Origin of the sequence: uncultured Winogradskyella sp. (genome assembly GCF_963975125.1) — a bacterium.
Classification (GTDB): domain Bacteria; phylum Bacteroidota; class Bacteroidia; order Flavobacteriales; family Flavobacteriaceae; genus Winogradskyella.
The window spans coordinates 14812-31044 of record NZ_CAXBGB010000005.1 but is presented as its reverse complement, the minus strand read 5'-3'; the positions used below and the strand labels follow the sequence as shown (position 1 = coordinate 31044).

Sequence of the window (16233 nt, the reverse complement as noted above, 5' to 3'; positions counted from 1 at the left end):
CACTAATAAAAAACCAACCATAATGGATATAAGAAGTATTAATGCAATGCGAGGGCCAAATTACTGGTCAGTAAGAAGACATAAGTTAATTGTAATGGTTTTAGATCTTCAAGAAATGGAGGAATTCCCTTCAAATAAAATTGAGGGATTTCCAGAACGATTAAAGGCTATGTTTCCGAGTATGTATTCACATCGTTGTTCTGAAGGCTGTGAAGGAGGATTTTTTATGCGCGTAGATGAAGGGACCTGGATGGGTCATGTTATTGAACATATTGCTTTAGAAATTCAAACGCTAGCTGGTATGGATACAGGTTTTGGACGCACACGTGGTTATGGAGAAGAAGGCGTTTATAATGTTGTATTTTCATATATGGAAGAATCTGTTGGGCGCTTTGCTGCAAAGTCTGCAGTTAGAATTTGTGAAGCTTTAATTGCTGGTGAAGATTATGATTTGACTGATGATATTCAGCAAATGAGAGAACTGCGTGAATCTGATCGCTTGGGTCCTAGTACAGGATCTATAGTAGAAGAAGCAGCAAGTAGAGGAATTCCTTGGATTCGACTCAACAAATATTCGCTCGTTCAGTTAGGTTATGGTGCTAATCAAAAACGAATTCAGGCTACTGTTACTAGTGAAACCAGTAGTATTGGAGTTGAGTTGGCTTGTGATAAAGAAGATACAAAGTATTTATTAGAACAAGCAGAAGTTGAAGTCCCAAGAGGTGATATTATTCGTCGTGAACGTAGTTTAGAAGAAGCATGTAGGTATGTCGGATTTCCTTTAGTTATTAAACCTGTAGATGGAAATCATGGAAGAGGAATTACTGTAGATATACAAAATGTTGATGATGCACTTGTAGCATTTAGACATGCAAAAGAGAGTTCACGAAGTGGAGCTATTATCGTAGAAAAATTTATCACTGGTGAAGATTATAGATTGTTAGTTATTAATAATCATTTAGTAGCAGGTGCAATTAGAACTCCTGCACATGTTATAGGCGATGGAAAGTCTAGTGTACAGAAGCTTATAGATAAAGTAAATAGTGATCCACGTCGTGGTTTTGGACATGAGAATGTGTTGACACAAATTACAACAAACGAATTAACAAAAACTATTATTAAAGATGCTGGTTATACTTTAGACTCCGTTATTGCTGAAGGTGAACAATTAATTTTAAAAGATACAGCAAACCTAAGTACAGGAGGAACGGCAGAAGATATTACCGATATTATACATCCTGCTAATGTAAGTATGGCTGAACGTATTTCTAAAATTATAGATTTAGATATTTGTGGTATAGATATTATGACCACGGATATTTCTAAACCATTATCTGAAACTGGAGGCGCAGTACTAGAAGTTAATGCTGGTCCAGGATTTAGAATGCACTTAGCACCGACAACAGGACTACCTCGTAACGTCGCTGCTCCTGTAATAGATAAATTATTTCCTATTAAAGGAGATACAGGTCGTATTCCTATAATAGCGATTTCTGGTACAAATGGAAAAACGACGACAACCAGATTGATTGCACATATAGCAAAAATGAAAGGTTATCGTGTTGGATATACAACTAGTGATGGTGTATATATTCAGAATAGATTGTTAATGACCGGAGATTGTACAGGACCTGCAAGTTCAGAATTTGTCCTTAAAGATCCAACCGTTAACTTTGCTGTTTTAGAATGTGCAAGAGGTGGATTATTGCGAGCAGGTTTAGGGTTTAAAAAATGCGATGTAGCTGTCGTTACTAATGTGTCTGCAGATCATCTAGGATTAAAAGGGATTCATACAATCGAGCAGCTAGCTAAAGTAAAAGCGGTGGTTCCAGAAACGGTTTTACCTGATGGTTATGCTATTTTGAATGCAGATGATGATTTGGTATATGATATGCGACGTAATTTAGAGTGTAATGTAGCATTATTCTCTATGGATGAAAACAACCCACATGTTAAGGCCTTACAACGTATGAACGGTATTACTGCGGTTTACGAAAATGGCTATGTTACTATTTGTAGAGGAGAGTGGAAAATGCGCCTTATGAAAGCTGAAAATATTCCTTTGACTTATGGAGGAAAGGCAAAATTCATGATTCAAAATGTATTGGCTGCTGTTTTAGCGGCACATGTACAAGGAATTAGTATTGAAGATATGAAAGCAGGTTTAGAGACCTTTATTCCTTCAGCTACCCAAACGCCAGGTCGTTTAAATTTATTCGAATTTAATGACTTTACTATTCTTTTAGATTATGCGCATAATCCAGCAGGAATGAGAGCACTTCAAAAATTTGTTGAAGAACTAGATGCGACTGTTAAGGTTGGTATTATAGCAGGAATTGGTGATAGACGTGTTGAAGATAATAATGAAATGGGAGGTATTGCCGCAGAAATGTTTGATGAAATTATTATCCGACAAGATAAACGCTTACGTGGAAAGACAGAAGATGAACTTATTAAGATGCTTAATGACGGTATAAAAATGAAGGATCCTAAAAAGAAGACGACCATTATACCTTCAGAAAGTGAAGCCATTAAATTTGCAGTTAAAAATGCCGTTAAGGGATCGCTGATTATATTATGTAGTGATGTAATACCAGATGCTTTGGATTTAGTGAAAGAACTAAAAGAAAAAGAGTCTCGTGGCGAATTAAATTTAGTTGACTAGTTTCAATGAGTTCTATATATAAAAAAGCCGAAACATGAGTTTCGGCTTTTAAAAAATTTATGGTTAATAGCGTCTTATTTCGATTATTTTAACAAAGCTTCTTAGTTTTTACTTTAATCTGTAAACTTTTTCTGTAAGCTTTAATACTAATTATTTCGTTATTCTTTTTACGGTTGATTCTTAAAACCTTAGCTTTATATTTAGCAGAGATAATAGCTTTCTTAGCTTCTGGTTTTACCGCTTCTTTAGTTTCAACAAATTCAGTTTCATTGTTAACTACAACATCTTGCTGAGCAAACCCTGCTAAAGACATTGTTAAAAATAATATGATTACTAAACCTTTTTTCATAATTGTTGAAGCTATATTTGTTTTAACTTCGAGTCAAAGAAACGTTAGATATTTAGTTTGAAAGAAATTTTTAGACGAACCAATATTATAAATAGATAACCGACAATCGTTCGTAAAAAACATCGACGAACTACACGAATTAAGCTTGTAGCCCTTTAAAATAGGTAAATTGATAGATGAATTTGAAGATGTAATGGATGAATGGTAATTGAAAGTAGAAAATACCGTTGAAATACACAAAAATGGCATATAGCCCAATAAATACAATATAGTTGAATGACAGATTTTAAAGATAATCCGCATTTTCAGTTGTTTTTAAGACAGAAAAACAATCAATTTAAAGTAGGTAAAGGCACTTACAGTCAAAGAGTTAAAAGGCTAAATTTACTTCAGCGAGCGATAGAATTCACCTATAGAGAACAGATTAAAGAGGCATTATATAAAGATTTAGGTAAACCTGTTGTTGAAACTGAACTTACTGAAATTTATCAGATTATTGGTGATATTAAGCATGCAAAACAGTATTTACATAAATGGATGCGCAAGCAAAAAGTAAAAACACCATTGTCTATGCTGGGCTCAAGTTCTTACTATATATATGAGTCTAAAGGGGTGTGCTTAATTATTTCACCATGGAATTTTCCATTCAATCTTACATTTGGTCCATTAGTATCTGCAATAGCTGCTGGTAATACTGTTATTATTAAACCATCAGAGATGACACCACATTCTTCTGCATTAATGGCTAAAATTATTGAAGATGTGTTTTCAGAAGATGAAGTTGCCCTGGTACAAGGCAAGGCAGAAGTCTCAACTGAATTATTAAAATTACCATTTAATCATATTTTCTTTACAGGATCACCAAATGTAGGTAAGATAGTTATGACGGCTGCAGCTAAAAATCTTACATCAGTTACTTTAGAACTCGGAGGTAAATCTCCAACGTTTATTGATAAAACGGCTAATATTGATATGGTCGCTAAAAAAATAATGTGGGGAAAGTTTATGAATGCAGGCCAAATATGTGTCTCGCCAGATTATGTGTTGATAGATGAAAGTATAAAAGCTAAATTTATTGAAGATTGTAAAAAATGGCTGAAAAACTTTTATACTGAACAGCCAGAACATTCAGAGTCGTATGCAAGAATAGTAACTCAAAAACATTTTGAACGTTTAAAGTCGCATATTAAAAATGCGGAAAGTTTAAATGCAACTATTGAAATAGGTGGTAAGCTAGATTCAGATACAAAATATATTGAACCAACGCTAGTTTCAAATCTAAAAGAAGAAGCCTCATTATTACAAGACGAAATTTTTGGACCAATTTTACCAATATTAACTTATTCTACAATTGATGAAGCTATAGATTATGTTAATTCTAAGGAGCGACCGTTAGCATTATATGTTTACAGTAAAAATAAATCTAACACTAAAAAAATTATTGAAAATACAAGAGCAGGTGGTACATGTATAAACAACAATGTAATACATTATGCCAACCACCACTTACCTTTTGGTGGTACAAATAATAGTGGTATAGGTAAGAGCAATGGTTTCTTTGGTTTTAAAGCTTTCAGTAATGAGCGTGCAATAGTGAAACAACATACAATAGGTGTTACTGAATTATTATTTCCACCATATACAGATTTAAAAGAGAAATTAGCAAGACTTACAATTAAATGGTTCTAATATGAAAAATCACATCTGCAGCCATTTAACCGCAGCTTATTAAAATTAATAGCACTATAGAGTTATGCTAGTCCTGTTTAGAAATTAGTTTTTTAGTGAGTACCTCGTTATTTTTAGTAAGTGGAATGAAAACACTTATGCTTTATTAAAATAATCTGATTGAATTTGTTCATTAACTCCACCCTGAAATTTAGTCATGCTAAACCATTGATGTATAGAATATGAGCCAGTTTTACCTTGTTTATTAACTGCAATATAACCGACTTGAAAATTTTTATAATCACTATTTGGTTTGTTAACAATTCTACTAATAGCTTCTTCGCAAGCGTCTTGAGGCGTTTTGCCTTGACGCATCAATTCAACAACTAAAAAGCTACCAACGGTTTTTACTACTTCTTCACCCAAACCAGTTGCTACAGCAGCACCAACTTCATTATCAACAAATAACCCTGAACCAATGATTGGCGAATCGCCAACTCGACCTCCCATTTTATAAGCCAATCCACTTGTCGTACACGCACCAGAAATATCACCATTTTTATCAATAGCCAGCATACCGATGGTGTCATGATTTTCAATATTTATGATGGGTTTGTATTTGGCTTCAATTTTCCATTTTTCCCATGCTTCTTTTGAAGCTTCTGTCAGTAAATTTTCAGGTTCAAAACCTTTAGTAACGGCAAATTGCTTAGCGCCTTCACCAGCTAACATAACATGAGGCGTGTCTTCCATTACTTTTCTTGCCACGGAAATCGCATGTGTAATGTTTTGTAGATAAATAACTGAACCACAATTACCATGCTTGTCCATAATAGAAGCATCTAGGGTCACATTACCATCTCTATCTGGTAAGCCTCCTTTACCAACGGATTGTCCTTTCTCATTGGCTTCTTCAACCCTACATCCTTGCTCAACAGCATCTAAAGCATTTCCATCTGCTTGTAAAATTTCCATTGCTTTGGCAGTAGCATCAATAACGTGCCAAGTGGCAATAACTAAAGGTACAGTTGCAGTAGATTGATTTGCTATGGTTTTTTCTGCACTTTGTTCTTTCGATTTCGCTTCGTCACAGCTAACAAGAGAACTACCAACTGCTAAACCAACACCTGTTAATGAAGCTTTTTTTATAAAATGTCTTCTTTTCATCAAAAAATTATTTTTTGTTTCCGCGTAAACGGAAATCTATTTAACTAGTAAGTTACACCTTGCTTATCTAAAACGATTTTTGTTCTATATGCATAAAGCAATAAGTACGCAAAACAAGCTACAGCAATCCAATATGATGATTGAATATTAAATACATCGGCTAATTTACCTTGAACAGGTGGAATAATAGCACCTCCTAAAATCATCATGATTAAAAAAGCAGATCCTTGCGACGTGTATTTTCCTAAGCCAGCGATACTTAATGTAAAAATACAAGGCCACATAATTGAGCAGAATAAACCACCAGATAAGAACGCAAATAATGCAACATTACCTGAAGAAAATAAACCAATAAGCATTCCTAACATACCTAGAAAACTAAATATTTTTAAGGTTTTAACAGGGTTGTCTTTAGCTAAAAAGAAGCCAAAAATTTGAACTGCTATACAAACTGCAAAAAAGAGTATTTCATTTGTTGAAAAGCTATATTTTATTGAGTTCACTAAAATAATTACTCCAAAGGCTATATATGGCACAATAATAAGCAATGCTTTTTTCATGCCTTTACTTGGGTTAAACACAGTTATGGCTCCAACCCAACGACCAATCATTAATCCTCCCCAATATAATGAGATGTAAGATCCAAGTTGAGAATCATTCAGTAGTGGTAATCCAAGTGCATTTAAACCAGTATCTTCAACTCCTTGTTTTAATAGTTCTCCAAGGTTACTCCCTATAGTAACTTCTACACCCACATAGGTAAATATAGCTAGCATACCTAAAACGAGTTGCGGATATTTCATTGCACCCCAACCTTCAGGTTTTTTAGAGGCTCTCGAGTAGGCAACAAAAACAGCAGTAACTACAGAAAAAAGTGCTATAAATAAAACAAGAAGTCGTGTTTGTTCTACATTTTCAGTAGCCACTGTACCTCCTGAATATGTACTAAAAATGTATCCGAAACAACCCATTATAATTAAAGTTAAGACAATCAACAAATTCCGTGCTTTATTTGCGGGTTCAAAAGCAGTATTGGACTTTAGTGTAGGCAATTTTTTTGAAAAATAAAATAATGCTGCAGCTGCTAAAAATAATGTTCCAACACCAAGGTACAGGCCTTGAACTGTTACTAAAGTGATTTCGTTATTAGAAATCATTTGAGATAACTCATCTGTACTCCAAGAAGCAGAACCGAATATGACAAGACTTACCACAACAGGACCAATTGTTGTACCGAATGAGTTAATACCTCCAGCTAAATTTAAACGATGTGATCCTGTCTTAGGGTCACCAAGTGTAATGGCAAATGGATTGGCTGCGGTTTGTTGTAATGAGAACCCTAATCCAACAATAAATAATGCGATGAGTACTAAATAGAAAACACCAGTTTGACCCTGTTCTGCACCTGAAGTAGCAGGATACATAACAAAAGCCCCTATTGCCGATAATAACAAACCATAAATAATCCCATTTTTATAGCCCCAATTATTAAGAATATCTTTTTTCATTGTGCCAGATAATATAAATAACAGGAGTGCACCAATATAATAGGCACCATAAAAAGCAAAATCCACTAATTGAGATTGAAATTGGTCAATATTAAAGTACGTTTTACTAAATGGGATAAAGACTCCATTTGAAGCTGCTATAAATCCCCAGAAAAAGAACACTGAGACTAAGGTGGCTAAAGCTGATTTGTTGTTTTGGTTATTCATTTTATTTTTTACTAGTTAGTTTATAGTTAGTGCAGACCAGCCATGTCTATGTTTTTAAAACCTGACAGGTCTTTTTAATTAATCGAAATTTCATCCACAAAGATCCAACTTTTACCATCCAAAGGATAACCCAAATGCCATTCTGGAAGTGTACCAAGTTTCTTGGCAACAATCTTTACATATTTATATGCTAAATTATTTAAAATAAATTCTATAGTTTTAATATTAATACCACTATTTCTTTCTGAAGCATTTATCTTCTGTACAGGTAAAGCTTTAAAAGTCTTGTTGTCTTTTGAGACAAAGCATTGTACTTCTGTTGGGTAAAAAATCCAAGCACCTTGATCTCTTAAAAAGTTTACTTTTACGGATGAAATTGCTTTTTTTGAACCTAAATCAATTGTTGCGACCAAGTCCTGATCCCAATAGCCTTGCCAACTTCCTGTTCTGTAATTTTTGGTACTTCTTATACCATCAATAAGTGCATCGTTGCCACCAGCAGAATACTGATTAGCAAATTTACTTTCAAGCGTAATACTGAGATTTGGATCGATTTTAAAAAACGGGGTTGTCAATTCTGGACTCTTTAGATTTCCTTTTTTAGAATATAATTTCACTTCTGCATCTTCAGATATTGTGAATGGTTTTTTATATAATTTGAAATCATCATTATCTATAGCATAATAAATTTTTGCATCAGTTTCCGATGTGGCTAAAACAACTTCCGTAGAATTTCTAAAAGTAATATCGCCTTTAGCAATAAATGGTGATGGTAGTATAATGTGCTCTGTGATTTCTGTTTTTGGTTCTTGATCGTCTTTACTTCCCCAAATCCCAGGATTGTCTGTCATGGTAAATTCTAGAGTTCCACCAGAAACAATATCATTGTGGTTTAAGAAGGTTTTATTTAATTCAGTTCCATTCAATTTAACATACTCAATATACTTCTTCGTATCACTTACATTATTAGCAACAATAGTGAATTGCTTTCCATTTTCAAGATTTATAGTGGCTTTATCAAAAAGCGGTGTTCCAATAATATATTGATTGCTTCCTGGTGTTACCGAATAAAAACCCATGGAGCTCAACACATACCAAGCACTCATTTGTCCACAATCTTCGTTTCCAGAAACTCCATCAGGATCATTCTTGTAAAGCTCAGTTAATATTTGATGAACTTTTTCTTGAGTTTTATGTGGTTTGTTGACAAAATTATAGAGATAAGCCATGTGATGACTAGGTTCGTTTCCATGTGCATATTGTCCAATTAAACCTGTAATATCCGATTGGTCACGTCCCGATGTTTCAGTTTTTGCACTAAATAATTCATCGAGTTGTGCTTCCAATATGTCTTTCCCTCCAAGTAGATTTATAAACCCAGAAACGTCTTGAGGTACATAAAAACTGTACTGCCAAGAATTTGCTTCGGTATAATTAAAATTCACTTCGTAAGGATCAAAAGGCGCAAACCAAGTATTTCTAAAACGTCCTCTCATAAATTGAGTTTCAGGATCATATACATTTTTATAATACTGTGCACGTTGAATGTATGTTTTATAATCTTCAGATTTACCCATGGCTTTTGCCATCTGCGCAATCGTCCAATCATCATAAGCATATTCTAAAGTTTTAGAAACCGATTCGCTTTCTTCATCCACAGGAATGAATCCATATTTTTTGTAGGCTTCAAGACCAAATTTATCTCGTGTTGCAGAATGTTTCATAGCTTCAAAAGCTTTTTCAGTATCGTAACCTCTAATGCCTTTTAAATAGGCATCTGCAACTACAGGAACGGCATGGTACCCAATCATACAATCTGTATAATTACCAGCTAAATCCCACATTGGCATAATGCCACCTTCATCATATTTAGCTAAAAATGTATTTATAAAATCAGTTGTTTTATCTTGTTCAATTATGGTGTACAAAGGATGTGCAGCTCTATATGTATCCCAAAGTGAGAATACTGAGTAGTAATCAAAATCTTTAGTTTCATGAATTTTTAAGTCCATTCCTCTATAGCGTCCATCAACATCTTGGTATAATTGTGGAGCCAACATGGTATGGTACAATGCCGAATAAAAATTAGTCTTTTTATCTATGTCATCACTTTCAATCACAATCTTTTCAAGTTGTGTTTCCCAAGTGTTTTGTGCTTCAGATTTAACAGTTTCAAAATCTTTATTTAAAACTTCAGCTTCTAAGTTTTTACGTGCACCATCTATATCAACAGCAGAAATTCCGACTTTAATAATAACAGGTTCGTTATTCGGATTAATAAAACTTAAAGATGTTCTTCTAGCTCCTGGTATTTCAAAATCAGGAGGGGATTGCAACATATCATTGAAAGGGTGAGATGTTTTTATCGCAAAGAATAATCGTTGGTCTTTTGCCCAAGCTTCCGAATAGCGATAACCAACAATTTCAGTTTCAGAAATCTTTTCAATTTTTGCATCCAATACTTTATCGCGGTGAACCAAATCTAAAATTACATATTGGTTTTCTGCCGATGAGAATTGATACTTATGAATTCCACTTCGATTAGAAACGGTTAATTCTACATCAATATTTGTAGAATCTAAATGCACCTTATAATATCCTGGTTCCGCGACTTCATTGTCATGTGAAAAATGGGCACGATAGCCTTTTTTACCATCAGCTCCATTATGAAAGTTATGTTCATTAGTAGGCATTAAGAGTACATCTCCATAATCGCTAATCCCTGTTCCGCTTAAATGTGTATGAGAAAAGCCATAAATATATTCGTCGGTATAATGATAACCAGAACAACCATCCCAACCGTCTAGTCGTGTGTCTGGACTCAGTTGCATCATCCCAAAAGGCATTGTAGCACCAGGATATGTGTGTCCATGACCACCTGTACCGATAAAGGTATTTACGTAATTAATAAGCGGTTTGTCTTTTTGTGCTTCTGAAATTGATGGTGAATTATTGCAACTTAAAAATAAGGTAAGCACAATTAAAATAGGAGTTTGTTTAACGTTCATCAAAAGATTGCTAATTTTAATGCATCTAATATACTAAAATGAATTTCAGGAAAATATTTGCAATATGTGTTTTTACAAGCGTTTTGATTAATTGTAATTCGCAAACTCATGAAGCAGAGCGTTCTGTAATAATACCAACGCCTTCAAATTCAATCTCAGCAAGTTGGAATTTTATTTTAAATAAGAAAACAGGAATAGAATATGATGAACGACTTAAGATTTCTGCTAATTTTTTAAAGGAGTATATTGAAAATGGTAGTAAGTTAAAGTTGAGGAGAAATAGTAAAATTTCATTTATTGTAGATGAAACAATTGTTAATCCGGAAGGTTATAGTCTTGAAATTTTACCAGGAACTATTAAAATAAAAGCAAAAACTGATCAAGGCGCATTTTATGCTGTGCAATCTTTACGTCAATTATTACCTCCATCTTTTGAAAATGGAAGTTTTGAGGGTAAGTATCTAGAAATTAAATCGATAATAATTACTGATGCACCACAATTTTTATATCGAGGAATGCATTTAGACGTTTCTCGCCATATGTTTTCTGTCGGTTTTATAAAAAAATATATCGATGCCATGGCAATGCTAAAGATGAATACATTTCATTGGCATTTAACAGATGATCAAGGTTGGCGTATTGAGATTAAGAAATATCCAAGATTACAAGAGATTTCAGCATTTAGAGACGAAACTTTAGTTGGTCATTATAGCGATCTACCACATCAGTTTGATGGAAAAAAATACGGCGGCTATTATACACAAGAAGAGGTAAAAGACATTGTTGCCTATGCAAAACAACGCTTTGTTACTGTGATTCCAGAAATTGAAATGCCAGGTCATGCGCAAGCAGCAATTGCAGCTTATCCAGAATTAGGGTGTACAAGCGAACAAGTTGAAGTTGCTAAAAAATGGGGAGTTTTTGAAGAAATTTATTGCCCAAATCAAAAAACATTTGCCTTCTTAGAAGATGTGTTAGAGGAAGTTTTAGAACTGTTTCCAAGTGAATATATTCATATTGGAGGTGATGAAGCTCCAAAAACGCGATGGAAAAACTGTTCTCATTGCCAAGCATTAATAAAAACTGAAGGATTAAAAGATGAACACGAATTACAAAGCTATTTTATCACTAAAATGGAAAAATACCTCAATTCTAAAGGGAGACAAATTATTGGTTGGGACGAAATTTTAGAAGGTGGTTTAGCTCCAAATGCAACCGTAATGTCTTGGCGAGGAACTAGTGGTGCTGTTGAAGCTGCCAAGTCTGGTCATAATGTAGTAATGACACCAACATCGCATTGTTACTTTGATTATTACCAGTCCGTTAGTGAAGATGAGCCATTAGCCATTGGTGGTTTTTTACCACTAGAAAAAGTGTATGGTTTTAACCCAATTCCTGAAGGGTTAACTAAAGAAGAATCTAAATATGTTTTAGGAGCACAAGGCAATATTTGGACAGAATACATGCCTACAGAAAAGCAAGTAGAATATATGGTTTACCCAAGAATGTTGGCAATGAGTGAGGTGGTTTGGTCACATACAAATCGAAAAAATTATAAAGATTTTGTATTAAGATTAGAGAATTTTTATAGACGTTTAGACGCGCTAGGTATTAATTATGCCAATCATTTATATGAAATTGAAGGCAATTTAGTTTCAGAAGCAGGAAAACCTTTCTTTGAATTTAAGACCTTAACAGAAGACAAAACTATTCGATATACTTTAGATGGAAGTGAACCCAATTTGAAGTCAGAAATTTATAAGTCTAAAATTTCAATTACAAATAGCACAAAACTAAAAGCTGCTGTATTTAATACAGAAGCAAAATTAGGGAAAACCTTTAATCAAAATATCGATTTCCATAAAGCTGTTGGGAAGAAGATAACAATTGATAAAGTACCTCATAAAGCGTATTCTGGTAGCGGAGCAGAAGGATTAATAAATGGAATTAGTGGTAGTGATTCACGATATGGTGATAAAGAATGGTTAGGATTTTGGGGCGAGGATATTGAGATTACTATTGATTTTGGTGAAGAAACAGAAATTAATACTATTGAAACTCGATTTTATAACGGAAATGGACAATGGATATATGCTCCAAAAGCAGTAAAGCTTGCATTTGATGATGATGATTTTAAGTATATTTCTGTTTTTAATTTTGAAAATTCATTCACGAAATTTAATTTTGAAATCGAAGGAAAAAAGGCTAGAGTTTTAAGGTTTAAGATTCAAAATTATGGTATAATTTCAGAAGATAAACAAGGTGCTGGTAATAAAGCTTGGACGTTTATTGATGAAATAATAATTAACTGACGTCAGTTCGAGTGAAATTGCTTTTTTGCAATTTTGTATCGAGAACCAGTTGAATGCTTCTCGATACAATTTGCTCGTACCTCACAAATCACTCGAAGTGACGTAGTGATTGTTATTCCGCACTTGATGCGGAATCTACTTTGAAGTAAAATTAATAAGATTCCTGCCTGCGAAGGAATGATAGTAAATATGAAATTAGAAATCTGTGCCAATTCATATCAATCTGCTAAAAATGCTCAAGATGCAGGAGCACATCGCGTAGAATTATGCCAAGAATTATCGGTTGGTGGTATTACGCCATCTTATGGTTTACTGAAACAAGTTGTAGATAAATTATCAATTCCAATTTTTGTATTAATTAGACCTAGAGGTGGATGTTTTGTTTACTCAAATGCAGAATTTGATATTATGAAACATAATATTCAACTCTGTAAAGAGTTAGGATGTCAAGGTATTGTTTCTGGAGTGCTAAATACAAATAAAACTATTGACCTAATTAGAACAAAAGAATTAGTAGAGTTGACAAAACCATTATCCTTTACGTTCCATCGTGCTTTCGATGAGGTTGTAAACCCTAAAGAAACATTAGAGCAATTAATCGATTTAGGAGTAAGACGAGTTTTAACTTCTGGACAAGAATCTTCAGCAGAAAAAGGACTTCTATTATTAAAACAGTTGTATGAAATTTCAAAAGGTAGAATTATAATTTTAGCAGGTGGAGGCATTTCATCGGAGAATACCAAAAAGTTTAAAGAGACAGGTTTGAAAGAGATTCACGCTTCAGCTTCATCAACTTTACCTTCTGATCAATCTATGTTTTCAATACCATTAACCTATTCAGATCCACAAAAAATTAAAGCCATCTTAAATGCGTTATAGTTTATTGCTTCTCATCTTGTTAGCTTATAGATGTCAGCCAGAACACGATCTCCCAGTGACTTTTGAGTTGCATAGTAGTTGGCAACTCAAAAAAGTAACCGAATCGGTTTGGCGCTCTGCAACTGTTCCAGGTAGCGTGCATTCCGATCTGTTAGATCATAGCTTAATTGAAGACCCGTTTATTGGAGACAATGAAAAAGACTTACAATGGGTTTCTGAAACCGATTGGGAGTATAAAACGTCATTTTCATTGGATGAAGAAACACTCGAAAAAAAAAATATAGAACTTAATTTTGAAGGTTTAGACACCTATGCTTCGGTATATTTAAACGACAGTTTAATTTTAAAAGCTAATAATGCGTTTAGAGAATGGAATGTAGATATAAAATTGCTTTTAAAGTCAGAAAATGAACTCAGAATTCTATTTGAATCAACTACAAAATATGAAGCAATTGAAAAAGAAAAATTGCCATACAAACTTCCAGTAAGCAATCGTGTTTTTACTAGAAAAGCACAATTTCAATACGGTTGGGATTGGGGACCAGAATTAAATACAAATGGTATTTGGCGACCAATAAAATTGAAGGCTTGGGATGATTTTAAGATTAAAAATACTTACATAAATTATGTTGAATTGAATGACTCAATTTGCAAACTGGTCGCGCAAGTAGAATTTGATTCTAAATTAGAAAAAGATTTGGTTTATGAAGTTTATGTAAATGATAGCCTAATTAATGGAAGACAATTTAATCCTTCAAATTACAATCCAGGAATTCCTTTTCAGATTAATAACCCTAAACGTTGGTGGCCACATAATCTTGGTGAACCTTATTTATATGATATAAAAGTAGTCGTAAAAGAAGATGATAAAATCTTAGATAGCTTTTCAGTCAAAAAAGGATTAAGAACTATAGAATTAGTCACTGAAAAAGATAGTATAGGAGAATCTTTTTATTTCAAAGTTAATGATATCCCTGTTTACGGAAAAGGAGCGAATTATATTCCACAAAATAGCTTTCAAAATAAAGTTACAGATGCGCATTATGAAAAACTATTAACTGATGTCGTTGATGCTAATATGAATATGCTCAGAGTTTGGGGAGGTGGCATTTATGAAAATAATATTTTCTACGATTTGTGCGATGAAAAAGGGATACTAGTATGGCAAGATTTTATGTTTGCTTGTGCTATGTATCCTGGAGATAAAGACTTTTTAGAGAATGTAAGGAAAGAAGTTGAAGACAATGTAAAGCGACTTAGGAATCACGCTTCTATTGCATTATGGTGTGGTAATAACGAAAACTCAGAAGGTTGGCATCGTTGGGGCTGGCAAGCTAATAGGAGCGAAGAAGAAAAAGAGGAAATTTGGAGTAACTATTTAAAAGTATTTGATTCGATTTTACCAAATACTGTAAGAGGTTTAACTGATATCGAATATTGGGAAAGCTCTCCAAAATATGGAAGAGGCAATCCAAAATATAAAACTGAAGGAGATGCACACGATTGGTGGATTTGGCACGATGGATATCCTTTTAAACATCTTGAAGAAAACGTACCGCGTTTTATGAGTGAGTTTGGGTTTCAGTCGTTTCCTAGTTATGAAACCATTCGATATATCAATCAGAATGATTCAATAGAAATTACGTCTGAAGGATTTAAAAATCATCAAAAACATTCAAGAGGTTTCGAATTGATTGATGAATATATGAAGCGTGACTTTCCAGTTCCAGATAACGCAGAGGATTATGTCTATATGAGTCAAGTCTTGCAAGCCTATGGTATTACCAAAGGCATTGAAGCACAACGACGCGCTAAGCCTTACAATATGGGAACCTTGTTTTGGCAGCTTAACGATTGCTGGCCTTCAGTATCATGGTCTAGCATTGATTATTTTGGGAATTGGAAAGCATTACATTATAAGGTCAAACGTAGTTTTGAAAACGTATTGATTTCTTCAAAAATTAAAAAAGACATACTAAAGACTTGGATAGTCAATGATGGTTTAAACTCTGAAGAGGGATCACTAGATCTGAAATTAATGGATTTTAATGGAATTACGATTTGGGAAGATTCTACAACAATAAGAGTTGATTCAAATTCAAGCGTAATAAAACATGAACTATATTTAAAAAGCATCAAGTTTAATAAAAATGAAACTGTATTAATTTCGAAATTCAATAAGCACACCTCCTATTTTTACATGGTAAAACCCAAAGATTTAAAGCTTAAACAAGCTGAAATTATAAAGAAAATTACAAAAACTAAAGATGGATTTAATATAGAACTATCGAGTAAAACGCTTCAAAAAAATGTCTTTTTATTCACAGAAACAAAAGGTCATTTTTCTGATAATTTCTTTGATTTACTACCAAACGAGTCTATTACAGTTCATTTTAAAACAGCATCGAAAACCTTTACTAATTTAGGGTTAAAAACCTTTAACACTTTCATAAGATAAGTCGATATGCAT

Annotated in this window: 9 protein-coding genes; 5 read left to right on the top strand and 4 right to left on the bottom strand. The window is 33.6% G+C overall.

The window, feature by feature from the left end; translation table 11 throughout:
- Window positions 1–22 precede the first annotated feature (22 nt).
- A complete protein-coding gene (cphA, locus tag AAC053_RS01555) occupies window positions 23–2665 on the top strand; it encodes a cyanophycin synthetase (protein ID WP_339751953.1) in 2643 nt (880 codons plus the stop codon).
- An 88-nt stretch (window positions 2666–2753) separates the two neighbouring features.
- Here cphA and AAC053_RS01550 read toward each other — a convergent pair whose 3' ends face one another.
- On the bottom strand, window positions 2754–3014 hold the full coding sequence (locus tag AAC053_RS01550) for a hypothetical protein (RefSeq protein ID WP_339751950.1): 261 nt from the start codon (window positions 3012–3014) through the stop codon (window positions 2754–2756).
- A 276-nt stretch (window positions 3015–3290) separates the two neighbouring features.
- Between AAC053_RS01550 and AAC053_RS01545 the strand changes: the two genes are divergently transcribed.
- Window positions 3291–4703, top strand: a complete 1413-nt coding sequence (locus AAC053_RS01545; protein WP_339751947.1) for an aldehyde dehydrogenase family protein — start codon at window positions 3291–3293, stop codon at window positions 4701–4703.
- Window positions 4704–4838: 135 nt separating this feature from the next.
- On the opposite strand, the gene AAC053_RS01540 is transcribed toward AAC053_RS01545, so the two are convergent.
- The 3 genes from AAC053_RS01540 to AAC053_RS01530 form a co-directional block, all read right to left on the bottom strand.
- On the bottom strand, window positions 4839–5849 hold the full coding sequence (locus tag AAC053_RS01540; protein WP_339751944.1) for a N(4)-(beta-N-acetylglucosaminyl)-L-asparaginase: 1011 nt from the start codon (window positions 5847–5849) through the stop codon (window positions 4839–4841).
- Between the two features lie 44 nt (window positions 5850–5893).
- Complete coding sequence (locus tag AAC053_RS01535; RefSeq protein WP_339751941.1) at window positions 5894–7564, bottom strand: MFS transporter; 1671 nt, start codon at window positions 7562–7564, stop codon at window positions 5894–5896.
- A gap of 74 nt (window positions 7565–7638) precedes the next feature.
- Window positions 7639–10572 (bottom strand): GH92 family glycosyl hydrolase, encoded by a 2934-nt coding sequence (locus AAC053_RS01530; RefSeq protein ID WP_339751938.1) that lies wholly within the window; start codon window positions 10570–10572, stop codon window positions 7639–7641.
- An 83-nt stretch (window positions 10573–10655) separates the two neighbouring features.
- Between AAC053_RS01530 and AAC053_RS01525 the strand changes: the two genes are divergently transcribed.
- The 3 genes from AAC053_RS01525 (at window position 10656) to AAC053_RS01515 (ending at window position 16221) form a co-directional block, all read left to right on the top strand.
- The gene (locus AAC053_RS01525; RefSeq protein WP_339751935.1) at window positions 10656–12884 is read left to right on the top strand and encodes a family 20 glycosylhydrolase; all 2229 of its coding nucleotides are present in this window, start codon (window positions 10656–10658) and stop codon (window positions 12882–12884) included.
- Window positions 12885–13073: 189 nt separating this feature from the next.
- On the top strand, window positions 13074–13763 hold the full coding sequence (locus tag AAC053_RS01520) for a copper homeostasis protein CutC (RefSeq protein ID WP_339751932.1): 690 nt from the start codon (window positions 13074–13076) through the stop codon (window positions 13761–13763).
- Window positions 13753–16221 carry a glycoside hydrolase family 2 protein gene (locus tag AAC053_RS01515; protein ID WP_339751930.1) on the top strand — a complete coding sequence of 823 codons (2469 nt, stop codon included), beginning with the start codon at window positions 13753–13755 and terminating at the stop codon, window positions 16219–16221. The genes AAC053_RS01520 and AAC053_RS01515 overlap by 11 nt, the downstream gene beginning before the upstream one ends.
- Window positions 16222–16233: the final 12 nt, after the last annotated feature.

Excerpts from the sequence above, each read along its gene's own strand:
- AAC053_RS01515 (WP_339751930.1), top strand. The coding sequence starts at position 13,753 with ATGCGTTATAGTTTATTGCTTCTCATCTTGTTAGCTTATAGATGTCAG.
- AAC053_RS01550 (WP_339751950.1), bottom strand. The coding sequence starts at position 3,014 with ATGAAAAAAGGTTTAGTAATCATATTATTTTTAACAATGTCTTTAGCA.
- AAC053_RS01535 (WP_339751941.1), bottom strand. The coding sequence starts at position 7,564 with ATGAATAACCAAAACAACAAATCAGCTTTAGCCACCTTAGTCTCAGTG.
- AAC053_RS01520 (WP_339751932.1), top strand. The coding sequence starts at position 13,074 with ATGAAATTAGAAATCTGTGCCAATTCATATCAATCTGCTAAAAATGCT.
- AAC053_RS01545 (WP_339751947.1), top strand. The coding sequence starts at position 3,291 with ATGACAGATTTTAAAGATAATCCGCATTTTCAGTTGTTTTTAAGACAG.
- cphA (WP_339751953.1), top strand. The coding sequence starts at position 23 with ATGGATATAAGAAGTATTAATGCAATGCGAGGGCCAAATTACTGGTCA.
- AAC053_RS01530 (WP_339751938.1), bottom strand. The coding sequence starts at position 10,572 with ATGAACGTTAAACAAACTCCTATTTTAATTGTGCTTACCTTATTTTTA.
- AAC053_RS01540 (WP_339751944.1), bottom strand. The coding sequence starts at position 5,849 with ATGAAAAGAAGACATTTTATAAAAAAAGCTTCATTAACAGGTGTTGGT.